At 70.4% G+C, this 23,474-nt stretch carries 21 protein-coding genes and 6 pseudogenes; 17 read left to right on the forward strand and 10 right to left on the reverse strand.

The window, feature by feature from the left end; all coding sequences use genetic code 11:
• Both OZN99_RS06390 and OZN99_RS06395 read left to right on the forward strand, forming a co-directional pair.
• Window positions 1-805: 2-oxo acid dehydrogenase subunit E2 (locus OZN99_RS06390; protein WP_270934356.1), on the forward strand; the 805-nt coding region annotated here is incomplete at its 5' end.
• Window positions 802-1,047: an acyl carrier protein gene (locus tag OZN99_RS06395; protein ID WP_270934357.1), complete on the forward strand. Its 246-nt coding sequence runs from the start codon at window positions 802-804 to the stop codon at window positions 1,045-1,047. The genes OZN99_RS06390 and OZN99_RS06395, both read left to right, overlap by 4 nt.
• A gap of 103 nt (window positions 1,048-1,150) precedes the next feature.
• On the opposite strand, the pseudogene OZN99_RS06400 reads toward OZN99_RS06395, so the two are convergent.
• Both OZN99_RS06400 and OZN99_RS33435 read right to left on the reverse strand, forming a co-directional pair.
• A pseudogene (locus OZN99_RS06400) lies at window positions 1,151-2,056 on the reverse strand (IS256 family transposase).
• 12 nt (window positions 2,057-2,068) lie between these two features.
• Window positions 2,069-2,344, reverse strand: a pseudogene (locus tag OZN99_RS33435) (hypothetical protein); the annotation flags it as partial.
• 316 nt (window positions 2,345-2,660) lie between these two features.
• Between OZN99_RS33435 and OZN99_RS06410 the strand changes: the two are divergent.
• Window positions 2,661-3,551, forward strand: a complete 891-nt coding sequence (locus tag OZN99_RS06410; RefSeq protein ID WP_270934358.1) for a sugar ABC transporter substrate-binding protein — start codon at window positions 2,661-2,663, stop codon at window positions 3,549-3,551.
• A gap of 10 nt (window positions 3,552-3,561) precedes the next feature.
• Here OZN99_RS06410 and OZN99_RS06415 read toward each other — a convergent pair whose 3' ends face one another.
• The gene (locus OZN99_RS06415; protein ID WP_270934359.1) at window positions 3,562-4,374 is read right to left on the reverse strand and encodes a Bug family tripartite tricarboxylate transporter substrate binding protein; all 813 of its coding nucleotides are present in this window, start codon (window positions 4,372-4,374) and stop codon (window positions 3,562-3,564) included.
• 163 nt (window positions 4,375-4,537) lie between these two features.
• Window positions 4,538-5,506: a Bug family tripartite tricarboxylate transporter substrate binding protein gene (locus tag OZN99_RS06420; protein ID WP_270934360.1), complete on the reverse strand. Its 969-nt coding sequence runs from the start codon at window positions 5,504-5,506 to the stop codon at window positions 4,538-4,540.
• Between the two features lie 141 nt (window positions 5,507-5,647).
• On the opposite strand from OZN99_RS06420, the gene OZN99_RS06425 reads away from it, so the two are divergent.
• The 4 genes from OZN99_RS06425 to OZN99_RS06440 all read left to right on the forward strand — a co-directional run bounded on the left by OZN99_RS06425 (window position 5,648) and on the right by OZN99_RS06440 (window position 9,820).
• Window positions 5,648-6,469, forward strand: a complete 822-nt coding sequence (locus OZN99_RS06425) for an IclR family transcriptional regulator (protein WP_270934361.1) — start codon at window positions 5,648-5,650, stop codon at window positions 6,467-6,469.
• 26 nt (window positions 6,470-6,495) lie between these two features.
• On the forward strand, window positions 6,496-8,301 hold the full coding sequence (locus tag OZN99_RS06430) for a thiamine pyrophosphate-binding protein (protein WP_270934362.1): 1,806 nt from the start codon (window positions 6,496-6,498) through the stop codon (window positions 8,299-8,301).
• An 18-nt stretch (window positions 8,302-8,319) separates the two neighbouring features.
• Window positions 8,320-9,420 carry an LLM class flavin-dependent oxidoreductase gene (locus OZN99_RS06435; RefSeq protein WP_270934363.1) on the forward strand — a complete coding sequence of 367 codons (1,101 nt, stop codon included), beginning with the start codon at window positions 8,320-8,322 and terminating at the stop codon, window positions 9,418-9,420.
• A gap of 97 nt (window positions 9,421-9,517) precedes the next feature.
• Complete coding sequence (locus OZN99_RS06440; RefSeq protein ID WP_270934364.1) at window positions 9,518-9,820, forward strand: Bug family tripartite tricarboxylate transporter substrate binding protein; 303 nt, start codon at window positions 9,518-9,520, stop codon at window positions 9,818-9,820.
• 121 nt (window positions 9,821-9,941) lie between these two features.
• Here the strand turns inward: OZN99_RS06440 and OZN99_RS06445 are convergent, their stop codons facing one another.
• Window positions 9,942-11,084 carry an ROK family transcriptional regulator gene (locus tag OZN99_RS06445; RefSeq protein ID WP_270934365.1) on the reverse strand — a complete coding sequence of 381 codons (1,143 nt, stop codon included), beginning with the start codon at window positions 11,082-11,084 and terminating at the stop codon, window positions 9,942-9,944.
• A 152-nt stretch (window positions 11,085-11,236) separates the two neighbouring features.
• Here OZN99_RS06445 and OZN99_RS06450 point away from each other — a divergent pair, with 152 nt between their 5' ends.
• Together OZN99_RS06450 and OZN99_RS06455 are read left to right on the forward strand one after the other, a co-directional pair.
• On the forward strand, window positions 11,237-12,811 hold the full coding sequence (locus OZN99_RS06450) for an ABC transporter substrate-binding protein (RefSeq protein ID WP_270934366.1): 1,575 nt from the start codon (window positions 11,237-11,239) through the stop codon (window positions 12,809-12,811).
• On the forward strand, window positions 12,808-14,631 hold the full coding sequence (locus tag OZN99_RS06455; protein WP_270934367.1) for a CocE/NonD family hydrolase: 1,824 nt from the start codon (window positions 12,808-12,810) through the stop codon (window positions 14,629-14,631). Before OZN99_RS06450 ends, OZN99_RS06455 begins: the two co-directional genes overlap by 4 nt.
• A 71-nt stretch (window positions 14,632-14,702) precedes the next feature.
• On the opposite strand, the pseudogene OZN99_RS06460 reads toward OZN99_RS06455, so the two are convergent.
• A pseudogene (locus OZN99_RS06460) lies at window positions 14,703-14,945 on the reverse strand (integrase core domain-containing protein); the annotation flags it as partial.
• 29 nt (window positions 14,946-14,974) lie between these two features.
• Here OZN99_RS06460 and OZN99_RS06465 point away from each other — a divergent pair.
• Window positions 14,975-15,913: pseudogene (locus OZN99_RS06465) on the forward strand (IS256 family transposase); the annotation flags it as partial.
• A 61-nt stretch (window positions 15,914-15,974) separates the two neighbouring features.
• On the opposite strand, the pseudogene OZN99_RS33520 reads toward OZN99_RS06465, so the two are convergent.
• Window positions 15,975-16,394, reverse strand: a pseudogene (locus tag OZN99_RS33520) (DDE-type integrase/transposase/recombinase); the annotation flags it as partial.
• Window positions 16,379-16,675: a transposase gene (locus OZN99_RS06475; protein ID WP_270934369.1), complete on the reverse strand. Its 297-nt coding sequence runs from the start codon at window positions 16,673-16,675 to the stop codon at window positions 16,379-16,381. The pseudogene OZN99_RS33520 and the gene OZN99_RS06475, both read right to left, overlap by 16 nt.
• A gap of 103 nt (window positions 16,676-16,778) precedes the next feature.
• Here OZN99_RS06475 and OZN99_RS06480 point away from each other — a divergent pair, with 103 nt between their 5' ends.
• From OZN99_RS06480 to OZN99_RS06500, 5 genes are all read left to right on the forward strand, one after another.
• Entirely contained in the window at window positions 16,779-17,003 is a 225-nt protein-coding gene (locus OZN99_RS06480; RefSeq protein WP_270934370.1) for a hypothetical protein, read from the forward strand.
• Window positions 17,004-17,494: 491 nt separating this feature from the next.
• Window positions 17,495-18,475, forward strand: coding sequence for a Bug family tripartite tricarboxylate transporter substrate binding protein (locus tag OZN99_RS06485; protein WP_270934371.1), 981 nt, complete (start codon window positions 17,495-17,497; stop codon window positions 18,473-18,475).
• Complete coding sequence (locus tag OZN99_RS06490; RefSeq protein WP_270934372.1) at window positions 18,475-19,638, forward strand: FAD-dependent monooxygenase; 1,164 nt, start codon at window positions 18,475-18,477, stop codon at window positions 19,636-19,638. The genes OZN99_RS06485 and OZN99_RS06490 overlap by 1 nt, the downstream gene beginning before the upstream one ends.
• A gap of 4 nt (window positions 19,639-19,642) precedes the next feature.
• Window positions 19,643-20,833, forward strand: coding sequence for an FAD-dependent monooxygenase (locus tag OZN99_RS06495; protein ID WP_270934373.1), 1,191 nt, complete (start codon window positions 19,643-19,645; stop codon window positions 20,831-20,833).
• Entirely contained in the window at window positions 20,833-21,615 is a 783-nt protein-coding gene (locus OZN99_RS06500) for an IclR family transcriptional regulator (protein ID WP_270934374.1), read from the forward strand. Before OZN99_RS06495 ends, OZN99_RS06500 begins: the two co-directional genes overlap by 1 nt.
• An 83-nt stretch (window positions 21,616-21,698) precedes the next feature.
• Here OZN99_RS06500 and OZN99_RS06505 read toward each other — a convergent pair whose 3' ends face one another.
• On the reverse strand, window positions 21,699-21,944 hold the full coding sequence (locus OZN99_RS06505; RefSeq protein WP_456299871.1) for a 3'-5' exonuclease: 246 nt from the start codon (window positions 21,942-21,944) through the stop codon (window positions 21,699-21,701).
• Window positions 21,945-21,992: 48 nt separating this feature from the next.
• On the opposite strand from OZN99_RS06505, the pseudogene OZN99_RS06510 reads away from it, so the two are divergent.
• A pseudogene (locus tag OZN99_RS06510) lies at window positions 21,993-22,556 on the forward strand (transposase); the annotation flags it as partial.
• Between the two features lie 71 nt (window positions 22,557-22,627).
• Here the strand turns inward: OZN99_RS06510 and OZN99_RS06515 are convergent.
• A complete protein-coding gene (locus tag OZN99_RS06515) occupies window positions 22,628-23,044 on the reverse strand; it encodes a Fur family transcriptional regulator (protein WP_270934375.1) in 417 nt (138 codons plus the stop codon).
• A 106-nt stretch (window positions 23,045-23,150) separates the two neighbouring features.
• Here OZN99_RS06515 and OZN99_RS06520 point away from each other — a divergent pair.
• The coding region (locus OZN99_RS06520) for a DUF1636 family protein (RefSeq protein ID WP_270934376.1) at window positions 23,151-23,474 on the forward strand (324 nt) is incomplete at its 3' end.

Below are 23,474 nucleotides of genomic sequence, written 5' to 3' on the forward strand. Positions count from 1 at the left end.
GATCCGCGTCTCGCCCGCCGCGCGCCGTCGTGCGGCGATGTTGGGCCTGCGGCTGGAGGGCCTGCGCGGGACCGGCGTGGACGGCGCGATCTGCCTGGCCGACCTGCCGGCGGAGACGCCGCGCCGGGCGGCCGGCTTCGATCCGCAGGCGATGCGCCGCGCGATCGGCGCCGCGATGAGCCGCTCGAACGCCGAGATCCCGCACTACTACCTCGCCGAGACCATGGACATGACGCCGGCCCTGCGACGGCTCGAGGGCCTCAATGCCGGGCGGGATCCACCCGCGCGCCTGCTGCCGGCGGCGATGCTGCTGCGCGCCACGGCGCTGGCCGTCGCGGCGACGCCCGACCTGAACGGCTTCTGGGAAGGGGACGGCTTCCGACCTGGCGAGGGCGTGCATGTCGGCTGGGCGGTCGCGCTGCGTGGCGGCGGGCTTATCGCGCCGGCGATCCGCCATGCCGACAAACTGTCACTCGACGAGCTGATGGCGGCGATGCGCGACCTCGTGGCGCGCGCGCGGGGCGGCGGCCTGCGCGGGTCGGAACTCTCGGGCCCGACCATCACCGTGACCAGCCTCGGCGAGCGCGGCGCGGAGAGCGTGCTGCCGATCATCCACCCGCCGCAGGTGGCGATGCTGGGCGTCGGCCGCGTCGTCGAACGCCCGTGGATGGTGGACGGCGCGGTGGTGCCGCGGCGCGTCGTGACGGTCACGCTCGCGGGCGATCATCGCGCCTCGGACGGCCATCGCGGCGGGCTGCTGCTCGCGCGGATGGCGGCGCTGCTGCAGAAGCCGGAGGAACTATGACGCGGGACGAGACCCTGGCCCTGGTCGCCGACATCCTGGCTGGCATCGCGCCGGAAGCGGATCTCGCCAGGGTGAAGGGCGGGGAGGATCTGCGCGATGCGCTCGACCTCGACTCGATGGATGTCCTGAATTTCGTCACCGCGCTGCACCAGCGGACGGGACGCCCGATCCCCGAGGCCGACTATCCGCGGCTGGTGACGCTCGATGGCGTGACCGACTACTTCAGCGGCGATGCGGGCTGACGCGGTGGACGTGCCGCGCGGGGGATGCGCCGCATGACGGCCGGGATCGGGATCCTGGGAGTGTCGGGACTTCCGTGTGCGTCCGGTCGATTGAACGACACGGTCAGGCCAAGGCTTTCGTAAAGCGCTGGCCGAAGATCACGGCGAACGGCGCCTTGGCCATGGCCCACTCGCGGGGCGGCATCCTCCACTCCCGCGCGGTCCTGTTCAAGACGAGATAGAGCAGCTTCGGCGCGGCCTCGTCGGTAGGGCAGGAGGTGGACGATGCAGGACTGCACTGCCGTCTCGGGAAACGCAGCTCCGATGGCGTCGGGGAAGCCCTTCAGGCCATCAACCGCAGCCAGGAGGATGTCCTCAATGCCGCGGTTGCGCAGCTCGTTCAGCACGCGGAGCCAGAACTTGGCGCCCTCGTTCTGCTCTAGCCAGAGGCCGAGGATCTCCTTCGTGCCGTCCGCCCGCACGCCGAGCGCGAAGTGCACCGCCTTTTTGCGGGCCATCCCCGCGTCGCGGCTCCTCACCCGCAGCGCGTCGAAGAAGACCCGCGGGTGGACCGGTTCCAGCAGGCGGGCCTGCCAGGTGGCGAGCTCGTCCAGCACGGCATCGGTGACCGCGCTGACCAGGTCCGGCGAGACCTCCAGGCCACAGAGGTCGAGCAGGTGGCCCGCGATCGCTCGCGAGCTCATCCCGCGCGCGTACAGCGACACGATCTTCTCGTCGAAGCCGGGGAAGCGGCGCTGGTACTGGGCGATCAGCTGCGGGTCGAAGCTGCCCTGCCGGTCACGCGGAACCTCCAGCGCGATCCCCCGCCACTATCCGTCGTCACCGTCTTGCGGCCATAGCCGTTGCGGCTGTTCCCGACCCCGGCCTCGCCACCGAGATGGTGGTTCATCTCGGCGTTCAGCGCCCGCTCGGCGAGCGCCTTCTTCAGCCCGTCCTGCAGCCCGCCCTCCTGCAGGGCAGCCGCGGCGTCCGTGCAAGACGTGTCGAGGCTGTGCATCAGCCGGCCCATGCCAGTCTCGCCGTAGGCAACGCCGAACCGCTCCCGCACGATCCGGCAGAGGTCGACCAGCCGCCAGGTCGAGACCCCGTCGACCTCCGGGTTCGGCCCCTGCAGCACAATGGCCTCCAGCGTCGCCTGCTCGCCCTCCGTCAGCCGGCAGGGGCGGCCGTTGCTACATGAGGTCTGACAGCCCGGCAGGACCGCCGATGCATCACGACCGACCGCATGGGCTGAATCCCAAGAGTCACCCCTTTGTGCGCCGGGAATGGAATGCTGGCCGCCAGGTCCGGTGGCCACCCCAGCCCTACACCCCAGTCGAAGCCCGAACTTCCACAACCTCCGCGGACGCTACCTCGCCGAGCGGGGCGAAGCAGGTTGCGCTCCACTCCTGCCGGAACGCCTCGGCCAGCATCTCGTAGGTGGCCTTCGACGCCACCCGGTCAGTTCCCTGATCGCTGCGGGCCGCACGCCGGCGCGGCGCCATTCGGCCCATGAAGCCTTGCGCCGTAGCGTTCGACACTGCGAACTGCCGGCCGCGCCTTCGACGGCGCCCCGCTGCTAGGCTTGAGCCGTCGCGGGAGCTTGTCCCGTCACGCGCTTCGGAGCCCTGGGCATGATGCGGCGCATCGCAGTCTTCACCAAGAACGACGAGAACCCCAACTATCGCGCCTTCCTCCATGGTGCCGAGCGCGCAGCGTCATTCGCCGGCGCACGGGCCAGCCGGCACGTGCCCGCAACGCCGGACGATCCGGCCGAGCAGGCGGTGTTGCTCAGGGCGGTGATTGCGGACCGGCCCGACGCGATCCTCTTCGCCCCCGCCGACGATCGCCTGCTGGAGCAGCCCGTGGCCGAGGCCAACGCGGCGGGCATCCCGCTGGTCGGGTTCGTGAACCGAATGCGGGGCGATTTCGTGTCCTTCGTCGGCGCGGATGATGTCGCGATGGGCCGACGGATTGCGGACGTCGCAATCGAGGCGCTCGGCGGCTGCGGCACGGCGGTGCTGATCGAGGGACCGGAGACTGCGCCGACAAGCCGCGACCGGGGCGTCGGGTTCCGCGCAGCGCTCGCCGCAGCGCCAGGCATGCGCCTGCTCGCTTCCGCGCCGGGACGGTACCTGCGTTCGGGCGGACGCGAGGCAATGGCCGGGCTGCTGGCCCTGCACGCGCGTATCGACGCCGTGATCTGCAGCAACGACCTGATGGCTCTCGGCGCGCTGGATGCGCTCGACGCGGCGGGCCGGCAGGCGCTCGTAGTCGGCAATAACGGGACGATCGAGGCCGCGCAGGAGATCGGGCGCGGACGGCTGCTCGCCACGATGGACTATTGCGGCTTCCGCATGGGCGCCCTGGCTGCCATGGCCGCGCTGCGGCACCTGTCCGGCCTGCCTGTGCCGCGCGAGATCATCCTGCCGGCCGAAGTGGTGCGCCGGGTCAACCATGCGGCCTGGCTCGTGCCAGTGGAGCAGCGCCCGCTGCCCGAATGGGACGCGATGGTCGGCACGTGACGCAGCCGCACTATTCGGGCGTGATGTTCCCCTGCGAAACCACCGCGCGCCATTGCGGCACCTCGGCGCGCAGGCGCGCGGCCAGCGGCTCCTGTCCGGTCAGCAGGAGCTGCGAGCCGCGTTCGGCCATGCGCCGGGACAGCTCGCTATCGGGTGCGGCGAGCGGCGCGAGCTCGGCGAGGAGGCGACGGATCGCCTCCGGCGGCGTCGCCTTCCCCGCGAAGAGGCCGAACCAGAACGGCACCACATAGCCTGTCACCTGTTCGCGGAGGGCGGGCACCTCGGGCAGGGCCGGCGCCCGCTCTGCGGTCGTCACCGCGAGCACCCGCATAGTCCCAGCCCGCACATGCTCGAGTGTGAGAGAGATGTCGCCGATGAAGCTGTCCACGTCGCCGGACATCAGCGCCGCAACGAGCTGGCCCGCGCCGCGATAGGGTACGTGCAGAAGCTCGATCCCGGCCCGCTGCATCAGGAGCGCGCCGGCGAGATGCGTCGCCGAGCCGACGCCCGAACTGCCGAAAGACAATCGCCCCGGCGTGGCGCGCGCACGGGCAAGATAATCGGCCAGGCTCGCCGGGCCGTTCGCGCGCACCGCGATCACCAGCGGTGATTCGTTGACCAGCGTCACCGGCAGCAGGTCGGTGAGCGGATCGAAGGCCAGGTCCCGCCGCAATGCGGGCAGAGAGGCGATGGCGTTCGATGTGATCAGGAAGCTGTGCCCGTCTGTCGCCTGCGCGACATGCTGCATGCCGAGCGCGCCGCCCGCGCCAGCGCGGCTTTCATAGACCACCGGCTGTCCGAGCCGCGGGGTGAGGTGATCCACGAAGAAGCGCGCCGGCACATCCTGCGGGCCGCCCGGGGCGAAGGGGCTGATCAGCCGGATGGGGCGGTTCGGCCAGACCGGCGACTGTGCCAGCGCGGGCACGGCGAGCATCCCGCCGAGTGCCGCGCCGAAGCCGCGCCGAGTGAGCATCGTGCACATCGCCCTACTCTGCGGTGATGTTCGCGGCGCGGACCACCGTCGCCCAGCGATCCACCTCGTTGCGGACCAGGGTGCGCAGCGCCTCCGGCCCCTGTGCCTCGGGCCGGGCCGGGATGGAGCCGAGCTGCTCGATTCGGCGGATGATGGCGGGATCGTTCAGCGCGGCGCGCATCGCCTGGTCGAGACGCGCGACGACTGCTGGCGGCGTACCGCGCGGCGCGAAGACGGCGTTCCAGCCCTGGAAGACGTAGTCCGGCACGCCGGCCTCGACCGCCGAGGCGACGTCCGGCGTCCCCGCGGAACGCTCGGGCGCTGCGAGGAGCAGTCCCCGCATCGTGCCCTGTTGGATCTGCGGCACCGCTGCGGGCGCCAGCACGCAGGCGCTGTCCACCTGCTGGGCCACGATGTCGTTCACCGCAGGCCCCTCGCCGCGATACGAGATGTTGTTCATCTGCACACCGGCGACGTGCTGGAACAGCGCGCAGGCCAGATGATTCGTCGAGCCCACCCCCGCATGCCCGTTGGAGACGCGACCGGGGTTCGCCCGTGTATAGGCCAGGAACTCCTGCATCGTCCGGGCCGGGAAGCCGTTGCGCACGACGAAATAGAGCGGCGTGCCGGCGATCAGCCCGATCGGCTGCAGCTCGCGCGGGTCATAGGCGATGGAGCGATAGATGGCGGGCGCCGCGGAATGGCTGCCCAGACTCCCGACCGTCAGCGTGTAGCCGTCGGGGGCAGCTTGCGCGCCGCGTGCCCCGCCGATCGTGCCACCGGCGCCCGAAACGTTCTCCACCACGATCCGCTGGTTCAGCGTGCGGGCCATGTGGTCGGCGACGATCCGCGCCAGCACGTCGGTGGCGCCGCCGGGGGCGAAGACCACGAGCATGGTGATGGGCCGGGTCGGGAATTCCTGCGCGACACCGGGGCCGGCGAAGCCGAGCAACAGCAGTGCCGCGGCGACGAGACGCTTCATGTCCTTCCTCCCTGGCGAAGCCGAAGCTGCGCCTCGTTCTAATTTCTCGTAGCGAAACGCTTTTCAGATTTCGGCGTCAAGGGTAGATTTGCACGGCCGTCGTTTCGCACTGCGAAGGGGCAGGGCATGGGCGGGGAGGAGATGATGGCGACCGACGCCGCAGCGCAGGGCGCCAGGGACCAGCGTGGCCGGGATCCCTACCACCTTGCCTCGCTCCATCGCGGGCTGGAGGTTATCGACTGCTTCGCCAGCCAGGGGTCCTGGAGCCTCGCGGAGTTGGCGCAGCATCTGCGCCAGAACAAGGCGACGCTGTTCCGCGTGCTGCACACGCTGGAGCAGTTCGGCTACGTCGCCAAGGACGCGGCGAGCGGGCGCTACGGGCCGGGCCTTCGCCTGCACACGCTGGGTGCGGCCGCGGTGCACCACCAGACGCTGCGCTGGCAGGCCCTGCCGCCGCTGCAGGACCTGGCCGAGGCAACCGGCGAGACCGTTCATGTCGGGATCCTGCACGACGGCGTCGTCGTCACCGTGCAAGTGGTGGACGGCACGCGCGCGGTGCGCATGCACTCCTCCGTCGGCAAGCGCAGCCCCGCGCACGCGAGCGCGCTGGGCAAGGTGCTGCTCGCGCAGCTGCCGGACGCCGAGGTCGAGGCCCTGCTCGCCCGGCACGGCATGGCGCGCTTCACGCCGAACACCATCACGACGCCCGCCGCGCTGCGCGAGGCGCTGCATCGGGTGCGCCAGGAGGGGTTCGCCCCCGACGAGGAGGAGATCGAGCTCGGCCTGCGCTGCCTCGCCGCGCCGATCACCGACCATGCCGGGCGGCCGAGCGCTGCGCTCGCCATCTCCGCGCCCGCCTCGCGCATGACGCCACAGGCCGTGGCGGAGTTGCTGCCCCAGGTGAAGGCGACTGCCGCGCGGATCTCCCGCATGCTCGGCAGCCCGTCCGCAGCCGCCGCCTGATCGAGAAGGACAACCGGGGAAACGCCATGGACGGCATGAACAGGACGGCGCTGATGAACGGCGCCGACATCATCGTGGACCACCTGACGAAGCAGAAGGTGCCGTATCTGTTTGGCCTCTGCGGCCACGGAATCACCGGCTTCATGGACGCGGCCTTCAAGGCGCAGAACCGCATCCGCACCATCTCAACCCATCACGAGCAGACCGCGGGCCACATGGCCGACGCCTACTACAAAGTGCGCGGCGAGCCCGTGGCGACCTTCACCTCCTGCGGCCCCGGCTCGGCCAACCTGGTGGTCGCCCTCGCCGCAGCGATGATGGACAGCTCGGCCTTCCTGGCGATCACCGGGAACGTGCCGACCGGCCAATTCAACCGCGGCCCCTTCCAGGAGACGGGGCGGCACTTCCAGGGCGACTTCCCATCCGTCATTCGCCCTTACGTCAAGCGCAGCTACCAGCCGACGCGGGCCGACATGGTGCAGCTGGCGGTGACCCAGGCCTGGGACCAGCTGACGGCGGGGCGCCCCGGCCCGGTCAACCTCGACGTGCCGCTGAACGTCTTTGTCGAGGAAGCGACGGTCACGACCTCCGCACCGTCGCGCCCTGTCATCAACGGCGCACCAGGCAATCCGAAGGAGCTGTCGGCCGCGCTCGACCTGCTGCTGAAGGCGGAGCGGCCGGTCATCATCGCCGGCCAGGGTGTGATCCTCGGCCGCGCCTGCGACGCGCTGCTCGCCTTCGCCGAGCGCACGAACATCCCCGTGGTCACCAGCCCGAACGGCAAGGGCGCGATCCCCGACCGCCATCGCCTCGCCTTCGGCGCCATCGGGCGCAACGGCGCCTACGCGGCGAATGACGCGACGCGCAACGCCGACGTGATCCTCGCCATCGGCTTCTCCTTCGACGACCGCGCGACCAGCGCCTGGCTGGACGGATACACGCTGTCCATCCCGCCTTCGAGGCTGATCCAGATCGATCTCGACCCGTCCGAGATCGGCCGCAACTACCCGACGGAATACGGCATCCTCGGCGATGCGAAGGCGAGCCTCGAGCTGCTGCACGAGATGGCGGAGGCGCGCATCGGCGGGACGCGCCAGGATGGGGCCTGGCTCGATCGGCTGGAGAAGGGCCGCGCGGTCTGGCGCGAATACCAGGCCGGGCTCGCGACTTCCGACCAGATGCCGCTGCGTCCCGAGCGTCTGATGGCCGCGCTCGCCCGCGCCGTGCCGGAGGAGGCAGTGGTGGCGAGCGATGTCGGCGTGCACCACAATTGGATCATCCAGCTGATGGACACGCTGCGCCCGCGCCACCTGATCCATTCCTGGGGCTTCGCGGCGATGGGCTTCGCGACGTCGGGCATCCTTGGCGCCAAGCTCGCCGCACCCGACCGGCCCTGCGTCGCGGTGGTCGGCGACGGGTCGTTCCTGATGACGCCACATGCGCTGGCGACCGCGGTGGAGTACGACATTCCGGCGGTGTGGGTGGTGTGGAACAACAACGGATTCTGCTCGATCCGCGACATCCAGCACGGCATGTTCGGCGGGCGCGAACTCGCCACCGCCTTCGAGGTCCAGCGCACCGGCGAGCTTTACAGCCCCGATTTCGCGATGATGGCGAAGTCCTACGGCGTGGCGTCGCATCGCGTGACGCATGTGGGCGAACTGGAGGACGCGATCCGCACGGCGGTTGCCGCGAACCGGCCCTACCTGCTGGAGGTGCCGGTGGACCGCGAGATCCGCCCGATCGGCACGGGCTCCTGGGACCTCCCGCCGCTGCCGAACCCCGAGCCGAACTTCCTGAAGGCGCTCGCCGCGCGCGGGCTGACCTTGTAGCCGCCGGAGGCTGCGCCGATGCGCCTCGGCCTGTTCATGATGCCGCTGCATCCGCCGGACCGGCCGATGCACGCGATGCTGGCGGAGGACACGGAGAAGTCGCTGCTGGCGGACAGGCTCGGCTTCGACGAGTTGTGGGTAGGGGAGCATTTCTCCGCCACCTCCGAGCCGATCGCCTCGCCGCTGATGTTCATGGCTGCGCTCGCGCCGCGCACGAAGCTCACCTTCGCCACCGGCGTCATCAACCTGCCCAACCACCATCCGGCGAAGGTCGCGGCGGAGGTCGCGCAGTTCGACCACATGACGGGCGGACGCCTGATCCTCGGCATCGGGCCGGGCGGCCTTCCATCGGATTGGGAGCTGTTCGGCAACACCGACGCCATGCAGCGCGGCAAGCGCATGCTGGAGTCGATCGAGGCGATACAGACCATCTGGGCCAGCGATCCGCCCTACGACATCGCCGGCCCGACCTGGACGGCGCGCATCGCGCAGGCGGTGATCCCCGAATTCGGCATCGGCACCATGCCGAAGCCGCTCCAGCATCCGCATCCGCCCATCGCCATCACCGCACGCAGTGCGGACAGCTTCGGCGTGCGCACGGCGGTCGAGCGCGGCTGGGGCGTGGTCTCGGCGAACTTCGTCTCTGAGCGTGTGGTGGAGGGGCATGGCCGCACGCTGCAGGCCGCGCGCGCCGCGACGGGCCGCACCGCCCGGACGGACTGGCGTGTCGCGCGCAACATCTGCGTCGCCGCGACGGATTCAGAGGCGGAGGCGCGCGTCTTCGACGCCAGCTCCGCCAACCGCTACTACTTCCACTACCTTTCGACGCTGGCGCGGCGGGCCGGGCTGCTCTCGACCTTCAAGCCCCGCGAGGATCTGCCGGACGAGGCGGTGACGCTGGAGGCGATCATCGAGGATTGCGTGATCTGCGGCTCCGCTGCGACTGTGCTCGACCGCCTCGTCGCGCTTCGCGAGAGGGTCGGGCCCTTCGATCATCTTCTCATGGCCGGTCTCGACTGGAGCGGCCCGAACGCGGCGTGGGAGCAGGAGAGCATGCGACGCCTGGCCCAGGAAGTGATGCCGCGCTTCCGCCAGCATGCGGCGGCGGGCGGACGATAGGCGGTACTGGGCTTCCGTCCGGCGACGTTCGAAACGTCCAGGAGCAAGACGGGAGAAGCGACATGACAATCCGGCGCCGCGTCGCTCTGGCCCACTGATGCTGCTGCTGCCCGCCATCGCCCGCGCCCAGGCGCGTGGCTGGCAGGCGCGGTCGCCGCGCAGCGTCGTTTCCTTCACCGCGGGAATGACGACAGACATCATCGCCCGCATGGCAGGCGCACGGCTTGAGCGGCGCTGGAGCCGGCCGGTGGTGATCGACAACCGGCCGGGCGCAGGCGGCAATATGGGCACCGATAGCGCGGTCAAGGCAGCACCCGAAGGCTACACGCTGCTGATCGGCTCGGTCGGGCCGCTGGCGGTCAACGTCTCGCTCTACCGCTGCCGGCGGTCGGCAAGCTGATGGATGCGGCGCCGATGCGAAGCGCGGACAGTCGGGCCTGTGTTCCGGGGCGCCGTCTGCAGGGTCGTCATCGGCCGTCCACCTTTCGTGCGGCTATGCGCCATCGGCCTTGGATGGTGCGCTAACTCGCGACGCGCCTCGTTTCCTCGCGACGCGGCGCGAGTCCGCCGTCGCGCACGAGCTCGTGCATCGCCCAGGCCAGTGCAGGCCGCGGGTCCGAGCCCAGGGTGGAAGGCAGGAAGCGCAGCGGCACACGCAGCGCCGCCGTGCCGCCGAAAACGCTGTCCTCGATGCCCTGGTGCAGCGCCACGCGCTGGTCCTCCGGCAAGGCGCTCGGCCAGCCGGAGATCGCGACAAGCGAGACGCGGACGATGTTGAGCACGTTGCCGATGGCCAGGCCCACCCGGTGCAGCGCATCGGCCACCAGCCTTCGGCGCCGGTCGGTCATGCGCACGAGCCGCAGCCAGTCGTTGTCGGCGGCGAGCATCTCGGCTTCCCCGATATCGAAGATCCGGCCGATGGCGCCCGCCGAGGCAAAGGTCTCGAGGCAGCCGCGATGTCCGCAGCGACAGGCCGGGCCGTGCCGTTCGACCACCACATGGCCGAACTCGATCGGGCGGATCGGCGCGGCGGCGGTCACCGGCTCGACCCAGGCGCCGCCGATGCCGCGCCCGAGATGGACAAAGAGATGCCGCGTCGCGACGGGCTCGCTGCCCGGCCCGAAGAGGTGCGCCGCCGCGCGTGCGGCGACCGCGTTGACCAGGGCGTGCGGCACCGCCGGGAACGCGACCTCAAGGTGTGCGGAGAGCCAGGCCGCGTCGAGTGCGGTGATCGGATTTGGTGCGTCAGCCCGTTCGCGCAGGCCGGGAATCGAGACGCCGATGCGCAGCGGCACGACGCCGCGCGCACCGCACCAACTGCGGAGGGCGTCGATCGCTCGCACGAAGGCGTCGGCAAGGGCAGCGCGATCGGTCAGGTCGGGCAGCGGCAGGCGTTCGAGATAGGCGATATCGCCGCCGAGCGTGGCGGCGCCGAAGGAGAGGCGGCGATTGGCGAGGGTGAAGCCGGCGACCCATTGATCCTGAGCCACAGTAACGATCTGGCTCGGACCGCCCGGATAGGGCGCAGGGCGCCGTGTCTCCTCGACCAGCCCCTCCTCCCGCAGATCGGCCAGGATGCGGGAGATGCTCACTTCGGTCAGGCCGCAATCCGCGGCGAGCTGCGGCCGGAACAGGCCGCCTGTGGCCAGCAGACGGTCAAGCACGGCCGCGCGCGTCTGCCTTCTCGTCCGCAGCTGCTCCGCGGCCATCGGCTTTCCTTACTTACGGTAACGATGGTAGGCTCCGGGCTCCTTCTGCGTCAACGCTGCGGGCCACAAGGGCCAGGACGCCAAGGCCCGCACGAGGGGAGAACGACATGACGACGCAGTTCCGCTGTCTCGCTGCCATCCTGGCAGCCCTCCTCGGCGCGACACCGACTGCTGCGCGCGACATCACCATGGCGCGCGTCGCCGAGCACGCCGCGATCGACCCGCACTTCAACAATGCGGGCAACGACGCCTCTACGATGCGCAACGTCTACGACAGCCTGCTGAACTTCGACGTCAATCAGGCGATCGGTCCCTCTCTCGCGGCGTCGTGGCGCGTGCTGGATCCGCTGACCTGGGAGATCCGGCTGCGCGAGGACGTGCGGTTCCATGATGGCTCGCCCTTCACCGCGGAGGACGTGGTCTTCTCCCTGAACCGCGCCAAGGACGTGCCGAACAGCCCTTCGAGCTGGGCGCGCAACGTCGGCGACATCGCGACGATGACGGTGGTCGATCCGCACACCATCCGCGTCACCTCCCGCGTGCCGACGCCGCTGCTGCTGGAGCAGATCGGGCAGGTCTACATCGTCTCCCGCCGCGTCGCGCAGGGCGCCACCACCGCCGAATTCAACGCGGGCCGCGCGGCCATCGGCACCGGGCCGATGCGCTTCGTGTCCTGGACGCCCGGAGACCGTATGGAGCTTCGCCGCTTCGACGGCCACTGGCGCGGCGCGACCGAATTCGACCGCGTGACGGTGCGGTTCATCACCAACCCCGCTGCGCGCATCGCCTCGCTGCTGTCGGGCGGGGTGGACATCATCGACGCCGTGCCCGCCGGCGACGTGGCGCGTCTGGAGCGTGAGCGCGGCATCCGCGTGACCTCCATCGTCACGCCGCGCATCGCCTACATGGCGATGGATTCCGCGCGCGACGAAAGCCCCTTTGTGACCGACGCCGAGGGCCGGCCCATGGCGCGCAACCCGCTGCGCGACCGGCGCGTGCGCCAGGCGATGTCCATGCTGATCAACCGCGAGGCGCTGGTGAATACGCTGCTGTCAGGCGGCGGCGTTCCGGCGGGGCAGATCGTCCCGGTCGGCCAGGGCGGCTACGATCCCACGCTGGCGCCGATGCCCTTCGACCCCGCGCGGGCGCGCGCGCTGCTCACGGAAGCGGGCTGGCCGAACGGCTTCGGCCTGACTATCCATTCCTCCAACAACCGCTTCCCTCAGGACGCGGCGATGGCGCAGGCACTGGGCCAAATGCTGGCGCGTGGCGGCATCAGGATCAACGACGTCGTCACCATGCCCTTCAACGTCTATATCGGCCAGGCAAGCGATCAGCGCTTCTCCGCCTTCCTCTTCGCCTACAACAGCGCGTCCCCGCATTCCGCCGACGGGCTGCGCGGGCTGCTCGCCACGCGCGACCTGGCGCGCGGCATGGGCGGTACCAACCGCGGGCGCTACTCCAACCCCGACTTCGACGCGGCGCTGGCCCGCGCGCTCGAGGTCTTCGACGAGAACGAGCGCAACCACCTGCTGGTGGAGGCGACGCGGATCGCGATGGACGACCAGGGCATCATCCCGCTGCTGTGGCAGAAGAGCTTCTGGGCCTCGCGCGGCGACATCGTGCACGATGCCAACATGCTGGACGAGACCTCGGTCCGCTTCGCGCGTATCGTGCGATGAACCCGCTGCCACCGCCCGTCTCGGGCACCACGCTGTACGCGCCGATGCGCGACGGCGCTCGGCTCGCCGCAAGTCTATATCTGCCGGAGGGCGCCGGGCCGTTCCCGGTGGTGCTGGAGCGCACGCCCTATGGCCGCGATGCGCCCCGTCGCATCGAGGTGACGCAGGCCGATCCCGAGCCGATGGACGGCCCGCGCCTCGCCGCCGTCTTCACCCGCGCGGGCTATGCTGTGGTGCTGCAGGATTGCCGCGGCCGCGGCGAGTCCGAGGGCGTCTTCGAGAAGTACCTCAACGAGGGCGCCGACGGCTTCGACAGCTGCGCCTGGATTCTCGGCCAGCCTTGGTGCGACGGGCGGATCGCAACGATCGGCATGTCCTATGGCGCACATGCCGGCGCGGCGCTGGGCTGTCTCGATCCGCCGGGCTTGGTTGCCCAGGTCCTGGATTCCGGGGGCTTCGACAATGGGTGGCGCAACGCCATCCGCCACAACGGCGCCTTCGAGCTGAAGCAGGTGAGCTGGGCCTTCAACGAGGCCCGCCGCTCGCCGGAGGCGCTCACCGATCCCGTGCTGCGCGCCGCGCTGGAGGCGGAGGCCCTCTCGGCCTGGTTCACGCGGATGCCCTGGCGCGCCGGGCATTCGCCGCTGCGCCACCATCCGACCTATGAGCGCGTGCTGCTGGACCAGTGGCAGGCGGGTGCCTTCGACGAGAGATGGCGACGCGTCGGCATCTGGGCGGAGGGCTTCCACGACCGTTACAGCCGTGCCGCCGTCCTTCACATGTCGTCGTGGTTCGATCCCTATCCCTCGACGGTGACGGCCAACTATGTCGGCCTGAAACGCGCCGGTCGAGGGCCGCAGCGGCTGATCCTGGGCCCCTGGACGCATGGTGAGCGCAGCCGGCGCGTCTTCGGCGACGTGGATTTCGGGCCCGAGGCGCCGATCGATTCCTGGGCCGGGGACTGGAACTCGCATCGCGTGCGCTTCCTGGATCATGCCGTGCGCGGCATCGCGGATGGCGAGCCGCCAGTGCGCGTCTTCGTCATGGGAGGGGGCAGCGGCCGGCGCACACCAGGGGGGCATCTCGACCATGGCGGGCGCTGGATCACTGCGCAGGACTGGCCCTTGCCGGATGCCGCGTCGACGGCGTTCCACCTGCATGGCGACGGCTCTCTCGACCCCGCCACGCCCACCGCAGGCGCCGCGCCGGTGAGCTTCCGCTTCGATCCCGCCCATCCCGTGCCGGCGATCGGCGGCAACTTCTCCTCGATGGAGCCGATTGCCACGCCCGGCAGCCATGACCAGGTCGAAGCCCCAGGCTTCTTCGGTTGCTCACCGCCCTACCTCCCCCTCGCCTCGCGGCCCGACGTACTGGTGTTCCAGACCGCGCCGCTGCGGGAGGCCGTGCAGGTGGTCGGGCCGGTGGAGGTCGAGCTCTTCGTCGCCACCGACGCGCCTGACACGGACATCACGGTCAAGCTCGTGGACGTGCATCCTGCCAGCGCCGACTACCCACGCGGCTATGCGATGTTGCTCGGTGACACCATCCTGCGGCTGCGCTATGCGGAGGACCCAGCGCGGCCACGGCTCAATACGCCAGGCGAGGTGCGGCGCATCCGACTGACACTTCCGATCGCCAACCTGTTCCTGCCTGGGCACCGGATCCGGCTGGACGTTTCGTCGTCGAACTTCCCAAAATACGACGTCAACCCGAACACAGGTGAGCCCGAAGGCCTATCGCGCGGGTGTCGCGTGGCGACCAACTCGGTCTTCGTGGATGCCACGCGGCCGAGCCGGGTGATGCTGCCGCTGCTTCGCTGAGGCCGACCCGAACTGAAGTTGGAGTTGGAGTTGGAGTTGCCCCGCTTCCGTGGACGGTTGGCGGGCGGGGATCAGTCGTTCTCGGCCATGGCTCTGGCTTCGTATTCGATGAGCGAGAGGTAGCCCAGGGCGGAGTGACGCCTGGTCTGGTTGTAGAAGCCCTCGATGAAGGCGAACGCCGCCAGCCGGGCCTCGGCCTGGGAGCGGAAGCTGCCCCGGTCCACCAGCTCGCGCTCGAGTGTGGCGAAGAACGCCTCTGCCATGGCGTTGCCATCGGCAGCTCCGACCGAGCCCGCGGAGGGGCGCACGCCTGCTGCTTTGGTTTGTGCCCCCTGACGTGGGCTTCCTCGAGCCCCGCCGGACCGCCGAGAAGGCGCTGGTGGCCGTGGTGCAGGAGGCCTACGTCCACGGCATCTCCACGCGCGCCGTCGATGATCTGGTGAAGGCGCTGGGCGCCGGCGGCATGTCGAAGAGCCAAGTCTCGCAGCTCTGCACCGAGATCGACACCCGCTTGAACGCCTTCCTCAGCCGGCCGATCGAATGGCGCTGGCCGTATCTCTGGCTCGACGCCAACCACCTGAAGGTCCGCGACGGCGGCCGGATCGTTAGCCGTGCCGCGATAATCGTCGTCGGGGTCAACAAGGACGGCAAGCGCGAGGTGCTCGGTGTCGCCACCGGGCCGTCCGAGGCGGAGACATTCTGGACCGACTTCCTCCGCTCGCTCGCCGATCGCGGACTGCGCGGCATCCAGCTCGTCATCGCCGATGACCACAAAGGCCTGCGCGCCGCCACCCGCCGCGTGTTCAACGCCACCCTCCAACGGTGCAGAGTTCGTTGGATGAGGAATGCCTTGGCCCACGCGCCGGCCAAGCAGCGCGCCGCTATCGTCGCCATGCTGAAGGCGATCTTCGCGCAGGACACCAAGGCCGAGGCCGTGACGCAGTGGAACACCGTCGCCGACGCGCTCCGCGAAAAGCAGCAGAAGCTCAGCGCGATGATGGACGCCTCGCGCGATGACGTCCCCGCCTACATGGACTTCCCCAAGGACCACTGGCCGCAGATTGCCAGTACCAACCCTATGGGGCGTCTGAACAGGGAGGTGAAGCGCCGCGCCGATGTCGTCGGCATCTTTCCCAACGACGAGGTCGTCATCAGGCTCGTCGGCGCCCAGATGCTTGAGACCAACGACGAATGGGCCGTCGCGCGCCGCTACATGAGCCTGGAAGCGCTCGCGCACGTCCTGCATACTGACACCGTCAGGCTGCCCGCCGTGGTCGCCTGATCAGTCTCGAGCCTCTCCGATGATCGGCGAATGTCCACCACGCGCCGAGGCACAATTCTGCTGCGCATCTCAAACCGAAGGCCAGGGATGTGTATTGGCTGCCCTGGTCCGAGTGATGCACCACGTCGGCGGGCGTCCTTGTCGTCACCGCCATGTCGAGCGCATCGAGCACCAGACGCGCGCGCAGGTCCGTCGCCATGGCCCAGCCGACGATGCGGCGCGACCAGGCGTCCAGCACGACGGCGAGGAACAGGAAGCCCGCCGCGGTCGGCACCTAGGTGATATCGGCCACCCGGAGTCGGTTCGGGCCCGCGGCCCGGACGTCGCGGCCGACCAGGTCGTTGGCGCCGAGATACGCCGCGCAGCCCGGCCCCGCACATCAGCCGCGCCACGCGTAGTAGCCGGAGGGCGAGACGCCGAGGACGCGCGCCATGGTGGCAATGGGGAACTCGGCCTGGTGCGCGCTCATGAATTCGAAGACCCGGTCGGGGCGTCGATGGCCCTTGGCCCTCGACCCCTTGCGAACCGGACCGCCGCCTTTGCCAAGATGTCGCGCTCCTGGCGCAGGCGGTGGTTCTCACGCCGAAGCTTCGACAGCTCCTCGCGCTCCGGGCCGGTCACGCCGCCGTCCTTGCGAGCGCCACCATAGCGCTCGGCCTGGCGCACCCAGTTCCAGATCGACTGCGCCGTCGGCTCGAACTCGCGGGCAAGCTCCTCAGGCGTTCGCCCTGAGGCCACCCCGAATTTCGGCATCTCGGACACCTCCGTCTCAAGCCTCGGGGTGTCCACGAAGCCGGGTCAACTCCAGCGGGCGGTTGTTCTCCGCTTCAACTCCAACTCCACCCTCGAGACCATGCGGGCCCTGATGGAGCGCGTCGAGGTGCATCCCCCGTCGGCGCCCGGCGAGGGTCACCGGATCGAGCTGATCGGGCACTTGGCGTCGATGCTGCGGGCGGCCGGTGCCGGCGGCCGCAACAACGCAGCAAGTCCGCTGGCGCTGGCCAACGGGCTTGATGTGTTCGCGTGTTCGGAGTCGGGCGATGCGAGGACGCGCAGCCGACGATGCCAATACATCACGGTGGCGATCTAGCAGGCTGCGGGAATTGGCGGCTGGGAAGTTTGTTTGCTGGGCCGCCGTGGTCAGGTGAGCAGGCTTTGATGGGCTAATGAGCCTGGTTATCGGCCGCGAACGGCGATGGATTGTCTTCTCGCGGCGGCGTTGGGCGCCGCTCAGGCAGGCGCCAACAGCTTCGGCTGCCCGACGAGCTTGTAGGCCGCGCCCCGGAGCGTGAAGCTCCATCCGAGGCGCTCCAGCCCGCGCAGCAGGGTGCGGCGCATCCCGCCAATCTTCTTGCTCGATACATGCGCTTTCCAAGGTGTGGTCCGTCGGCCGGCCGGTCACGGTCGAGCGAAACGTGCTTTCGCCGCGCAACCAGCATGCGGATGCGATCCAATGGCTGCGCGACCAGACCGGACAGCCTAGCCAAGCGATTTGACGAACGGCATTCACCGATATCAAACTAGTTGCCAGGACGCAGAAGCGCCGCGGACAGGCGCCTGCGAACCGGGAGGAAACGGGCTATGATCAGCATCGGCCGCAGGCCCCTGCTCGCACTCCCCGTCCTGGCAGCGTTGCCCGGCGCGGCATCGGCGCAGCCGCAATCCTGGCCGCAGCGGCCGGTACGGCTCGTCGCGGTCTTCTCGCCGGGCTCCACGCCGGACATCACCGCCCGCGCCGTCGCGCCGCACCTCCAGGCGGCGCTGGGGCAGCCTGTCGTCGTGGAGAACCGCACGGGCGCCGGGGGCACGGTCGGCACGGACATCGTCGCCAAGTCGTCCGACGGGCACAGCTTCGCCGTCGCGACGAACGGCCCGATCGCACTGGCTCGCGCCCTGTATCGCCGCCTGCCCTACGACCAGGAACGCGATCTCGTGCATGTGTCACTGCTCGTGCGCGCGCCGCAAATCCTGGTCGTCAACCCGACGACGGAGGTGCGCGACGCGCCGGGCCTGGTCCGGCTGGCGCGGGAGCGACGCGGTTCGATGACCTATGGCAGCGTTGGCGTGGGCGCCGGCAGCCATCTCTCGATGGAGGCGCTGAAGATCACCCAGGGGATCGACCTGACGAACGTCATCTACCGCGGCTTCCCCGAGGCGGTGGTTGACCTCGTCGCCGGACGCACCGACGCGATGTTCGCCATCGCCGCCGCCGTGCTGCCCCAGGTGCGGGACGGCAGGCTGCGTGCCCTGGCGGTCACGTCCGCCGAGCGGTTCGCCCAGGCGCCCGATATCCCGACGCTTGCCGAGCAGGGGCTGACCGGCATGGAGAGCTATTCCTGGATCGGCATGGTCGGGCCCGCCGGCACGCCCCCGGACGTCGTCGCGCGCTTGGCTGCGGCCTGCCGAGCCGGTCTGGCCGATCCGCAGACGAAGCGCGCGCTCGAAACCGCGGGCTTCGAGGTGGTGGGCTCCACCCCCGCCGAATTCCGCGCCGCCGTCACGGAGGAGGTGCGCGTCTGGGGCGGGCTGATCGAGCGGCTAGGCATCAAGGCGGACGCGTAATGGCGCGGCGGGCGAAGGTCGTCATCATCGGCGCTGGAATCGGCGGCTTGGCCGCCACGGCCGCGCTGCTGCGCCACGGCTTCGAGGTGGAGGTGCACGAGCGCGCGCCGCATCTCGGCGAGGTCGGCGCCGGGCTGCAACTCGGCCCCAATGCGGTGAAGGTGCTGCGCGGGCTCGGCCTTGAGGAACGCATGCGGCAGGCCGCCTGCGAGCCGGTCAACTGGGTCTCGCTGAAATGGGACGATGCCAGCCTGCGCTTCCGCGAGAAGCTGCTGGGCGAGAGGGAGGCCGAGTTCGGCGCACCCTACCTCACCGCGCATCGGGCCGACCTGCACGCCGCGCTCCACTCCCTCGTGCCAGAGCGCATCGTCCGCCTCGGCGCGCGCTGCATCGGCGTGGAGAGCCGGGCCGGCAGCGCCGTCGCCCGCTTCGCTGATGGGAGCGAGGCGGAAGGAGACATCGTGGTCGGCGCCGACGGAATCCGCTCCGTCGTCCGCGAGGCGCTGTTCGGCCCGGACGCGCCGCGCTTCACCGGGCAGATCTGCTGGCGCGCCATGGTGCCGATCGAGGCAGTCCCGACCCAGGTCGGGCCTGGCGGGTCCGTGCAGGTGAAGCGCAGCGAGTATGTAGGTTGGCTCGGCCCGACGGGGCACGTCATCTGCTACCCCATCCGCTCCGGCCGCCTCTACAACATCTTCGCCGGGCGCGTGGCGCATGGCTGGGCCGAGGAAGGCTGGTCCGTGCCCAGCACCGTGGAGGACATGCTCAACGCCTATGCGGGCTGGAACGAGGCGATGCTGGGCATGTTCCGCGTCGCCTCCGAGGTCTTCAAATGGGGCATCCACGACCGCGAGCCTCTGCCGAGCTGGACCAGGGGGCGTGTGACGCTGCTCGGCGACGCGGCGCATCCCATGATGCCGACCCTCGCGCAGGGCGCGGCGATCTCGATGGAGGACGGCTACGCGCTGGCGCGCAACCTGGCGCGCCATGACGACGCCGATGCGGGGCTTGCCGCCTATGACCGCGAGAGAGCGCCGCGCGCAGGCAGGGTGCAGCTCCAGGCGCGCACCCAATTCGAGAACAACCGCAAGGTCCCGCCGCCCCCGCCGACGGATCGGGGCTGGATCTTTGCCTACGACGCCACGACGGACATGGCCGCGTAGCCGCATGGCGCGCATCCTGATCGCCGGCGCGGGGATCGGCGGGCTATCGGCCGCCCTCGCCCTGCTTCGGCACGGCATCGACGTCGAGGTCGTGGAGCAGGCGCCGGAGCTGAAGGAGGTGGGCGCCGGCGTGCAGATCAGCGCCAATGGCTCGCGTGCCCTGGCGCTGCTGGGCGTGGCTGGGGCCGTCACCGAGACCTCCTGCGAGGCGGCCGGCAAGGAGATCCGGCTTTGGAACAGCGGGCAGACCTGGAAGCTGTTCGACCTCGGCGCGGAGTCCGTGGCGCGCTATGGCTCGCCCTACCTGACCGTCTATCGCCCCGACCTCCTGGCCGCGCTCCTCGGCGGCGTGCGCGCGATCAAGCCGGATGCGGTGCGGCTGAACGCGCGACTCGCGGGCTTCCGCGACACGGGCGAAGGCGTCGAGGTGACGCTGGAGGATGGCCGGAGTCTGCATGGCGCCGCGCTGGTCGGCGCCGACGGCGTGCATTCGCGCGTGCGCGTCGGCCTGTTCGGGGCAGACGAGGCCCGCTTCTCCGGCCTCGTCGCCTGGCGGGGCCTGATCCCCATGGAGCGCCTGCCCGCCCACATGCATCGCTTCGTCGGCACCAACTGGGTCGGACCTGGGCGCCATGTCGTGCATTACCCCCTGCGCGGCGGCGCGTTGATGAACTTCGTCGGCATCGTGGAGCGCGACGACTGGCAGGTGGAAAGCTGGACGGCGCGCGGCACCACCGCGCAGCTTGCGGGCGACTTCGCCGGCTGGCACGCGGATGTGCAGGCGATGATCCACGGCATCGAGGATCCGCACGTCTGGGCTCTGAAGCTGCGCGACCCGCTGCCGCGCTGGTCGGTCGGGCGCGTCACGCTGCTCGGTGATGCATGCCATCCGACATTGCCGATGCTGGCACAGGGCGCTGTGCAGGCGATCGAGGACGGCTATGTCCTCGCCCGCGCCGTCGCCGCCCATAGCGAAGATCTGCCCGACGCCTTCCGCCGCTACGAGGCAGCGCGGCGCGAGCGCACCACCCGGATGGTGCGCGGCGCGGCGGAGAATGCGCGGCGCTTCCACAATCCACTCCTCGCCGATGCCGAGGGAGCCGCCCGCTACGTTGCGGAGGAATGGTCCGAACCCCGCATCCATGACCGCTACGACTGGCTGTTCCGCTATCGCGTGGACGAGGTGCCGATCTGATGCCACAGCGGGATGGCGAGAGCCGTGCGATCAACTCCGTCGTCGCGGGCTTCGGGCTGATCCGCGCCCTGGAACGGCGGCACGGGCTGACCTCGCTCAAGGACCTCGCGGCGGAAGCGGGCATGACGCCAAGCCGTGCGCATGCCTATCTCACGAGCTTCCGCGCAGTGGGCCTGGTCGCGCAGGAACAGGGCGGGGACCGCTATCGGCTCGGGCCCTATGCACTCACGCTTGGCCTTGCCGCGCTCGCACGGCTCGACCCGGCCGACGCTGCGCGCGAGCCGATGCGCAGCTTCGTCGCAGCGACTGGCGAGGCGATCCACCTCTCCGTCTGGTCGGGAGCGGCGCCGGTGATCGTCTCGAGGCAGGACGGGCGTCGCCCGACGCCGCTCACGATCCGCATTGGCTTCGCCTTGCCGCTCGACATCTCGGCGAGCGGGCGGCTGTTCCTGGCGTTCCTTCCTGGTGCGTTGGCCGCGCTGCCAGAAGCCCGCACGACGCAGTTGCGCCCAGTGCTGGACTGTGTGCGGGCCGAGGGACTCGCCAGCACGGACGGCCTTGTGCAGAGCGGCCTTGCCGCGCTCTCCGCGCCGGTCTTCGGCGGCGATGGCACGCTGCAGGCGGCGCTGACGGCGCTCGGTCCGGCCGGGCTGCTCGACGTCAACAAGGATGGGAAGGTAGCGGCGGCGCTGCGGAAGGCAGCCCAGGCTGCGTCCGAAGCGCTGGGCTGGCGTCCCGCCGCCAAGCGCGCCGAGCAGCGAACCAAGCCGGCAGGCCGCTGACGAGCGCAGCGACACGTCGAGCTGGACTTGGATCTGATGGCGTGGACGGCACCGGCTGCCGAGCTATCGATTGGGCTTCCACATTACCCGAGCGCAGTCAGGTCGCGGAGGAACTCCGATCGGGGTCTGACTCCCGACACCCAAGGCCGATCCCGGGCCCGAGTGCAGTCCACATAGAGAAGGTGTCGCTCGGTCTCGTAGATCTCTTGCAGGTCAGCCTCGTCCGTCACGGCTTCTATGCGCTGCTGCAGGGGCAACACCTCGTCGTCGCAACCCATGACGACCACCGCGCGGAACTCGAGCCCCTTCGCCAGGTGCATCTGGCAGATTGAGACCGCCCCCCCGCCACGACTTCGAGCCGATCAGTGAACTCGCTTGACCGTGAGCGGGTTGGGCGTGATGCCTCGCCGACCGCCGCGGCGGTGGATGCGCAAGCCGCTCGCTCGGGCGGCACCGGCGTTGCCGGGCGGCGCGGGTACGCCGCCAAGCGCGTGGTGCGGCGCAAGCGCCATGCTCCAGTCGACACCGATGGGCGCCTGCTGCTGGTCGCGGTCTCGCCCGCCGACCTGCATGACAGCCACGGCGGGATCGCGCTGCTGCGGACCTCGCGGCTTCCATGGCCCTTCATTGCCCTGTGCTACGCCGATCGCGCCTATGCCGGGGTGTGCGTCGCTCACGCCACGCCGGTCCGCGTCGAACTCGTCGGGCCGACGCCAGAGCAGCGCGGCTTCGCCGTGCAGCCCCGCCGCTGGGTGATCGAGCGCACCTTCGCCTGGACTGCGCGCTGTCGCCGCCTCGCCCGCGACCACGAGGCCACGCCGAGCTCGGCGATCGCCTTCGCCGTCACCGTCTCCGCGGTGGCCGGCAGGGCGGCGAAGAGCAGCATGGACAGAGTGCGGATCATGGCAGGGCTTCCGAAGGGGCGCCGGCGTGTTCCGTGATAACGTTACGGTCGCTCCGGCTTGGCGGCAGGTCCGGAGCAGAGCAGTGCGGTCGCGTGTCGCGCCCGTGATCAGCCCGGCGCGGCGGCGCAGGCCCCGCAGGCGCCGACCAGCTCGATCACCCGGTCCTGGACCGCGAAGCCGGAGCGGTCGGCCACCACGCCAAGCACGGCAGCCAACGCTGGATCGTCCAGCTCCCGCACCGCGCCGCAGTTGCGGCACACGGCGAAGGCGGGGCGATGGGTGTGGTGGCCATACCCGTGCCCCTCATGGGCATGGGCGCAGGCAGTGAAGGCATTCAGGCTCTCGATCCGATGGATCAGGCCGCACTTCAGCAGGCCCTCCAGCGCGCGATAGATCGTCTGCGGCCCGCGCATCCCGGCCGGGCCGAGGCGCGCGAGCAACTCATAGGCCGTCAGCGCCCGGCCCTGGTCGGACCGCAGCATGTCGAGCACCAGGGCCTGGTTGCGTGGCAGTCCGTCGCGCATCGGCATTCCGTCGGCGCCCCTACGGCGGGGCTCCACCCATGTCGGCCGGCCGCAGCAACGAGGCAAGACCCTTGCGGATGACGTGATGTTATCACATAACTGATCGATGCCGCCCACCACCCTGCTGGTCTGCACACGCTGCCGTGCGCCCGGCGCCAACCCTGAGGCGCCGCGCCCCGGTGCCGCCCTGCTCGCCGCCGTCCGCGCAGCCGCGGACCGAGACGTCCAGGTTGCCGGCGTCGCCTGCCTGTCCGGCTGCAAGCGCGCATGCGCCGCGGCGCTCATGGCGCCAGGCAAGGTCGGATATCTCTTCGGCGACCTGCCGCCGGATGGCGAGGGTGCGGCCGACCTGCTCGCCGCCGCGCGCGCCCACGCGGCCCGCGCCGACGGCTTCCTGCCGCGCGCCGCGCGGCCGGAGCGTTTGCGCGCC

This window comes from Falsiroseomonas oryzae (assembly GCF_027856955.1).
Taxonomy (GTDB): domain Bacteria; phylum Pseudomonadota; class Alphaproteobacteria; order Acetobacterales; family Acetobacteraceae; genus Falsiroseomonas; species Falsiroseomonas oryzae.

Bases quoted from the DNA above. Each gene is read 5' to 3' on its own strand.
- OZN99_RS06435 (WP_270934363.1), top strand. From the start codon at position 8,320: ATGCGCCTCGGCCTGTTCATGATGCCGCTGCATCCGCCGGACCGGCCG.
- OZN99_RS06395 (WP_270934357.1), top strand. From the start codon at position 802: ATGACGCGGGACGAGACCCTGGCCCTGGTCGCCGACATCCTGGCTGGC.
- OZN99_RS06455 (WP_270934367.1), top strand. From the start codon at position 12,808: ATGAACCCGCTGCCACCGCCCGTCTCGGGCACCACGCTGTACGCGCCG.
- OZN99_RS06410 (WP_270934358.1), top strand. From the start codon at position 2,661: ATGATGCGGCGCATCGCAGTCTTCACCAAGAACGACGAGAACCCCAAC.
- OZN99_RS06450 (WP_270934366.1), top strand. From the start codon at position 11,237: ATGACGACGCAGTTCCGCTGTCTCGCTGCCATCCTGGCAGCCCTCCTC.
- OZN99_RS06485 (WP_270934371.1), top strand. From the start codon at position 17,495: ATGATCAGCATCGGCCGCAGGCCCCTGCTCGCACTCCCCGTCCTGGCA.
- OZN99_RS06500 (WP_270934374.1), top strand. From the start codon at position 20,833: ATGCCACAGCGGGATGGCGAGAGCCGTGCGATCAACTCCGTCGTCGCG.
- OZN99_RS06480 (WP_270934370.1), top strand. From the start codon at position 16,779: ATGGAGCGCGTCGAGGTGCATCCCCCGTCGGCGCCCGGCGAGGGTCAC.
- OZN99_RS06495 (WP_270934373.1), top strand. From the start codon at position 19,643: ATGGCGCGCATCCTGATCGCCGGCGCGGGGATCGGCGGGCTATCGGCC.
- OZN99_RS06420 (WP_270934360.1), bottom strand. From the start codon at position 5,506: ATGAAGCGTCTCGTCGCCGCGGCACTGCTGTTGCTCGGCTTCGCCGGC.
- OZN99_RS06515 (WP_270934375.1), bottom strand. From the start codon at position 23,044: ATGCGCGACGGACTGCCACGCAACCAGGCCCTGGTGCTCGACATGCTG.
- OZN99_RS06490 (WP_270934372.1), top strand. From the start codon at position 18,475: ATGGCGCGGCGGGCGAAGGTCGTCATCATCGGCGCTGGAATCGGCGGC.
- OZN99_RS06440 (WP_270934364.1), top strand. From the start codon at position 9,518: ATGCTGCTGCTGCCCGCCATCGCCCGCGCCCAGGCGCGTGGCTGGCAG.
- OZN99_RS06425 (WP_270934361.1), top strand. From the start codon at position 5,648: ATGATGGCGACCGACGCCGCAGCGCAGGGCGCCAGGGACCAGCGTGGC.
- OZN99_RS06430 (WP_270934362.1), top strand. From the start codon at position 6,496: ATGGACGGCATGAACAGGACGGCGCTGATGAACGGCGCCGACATCATC.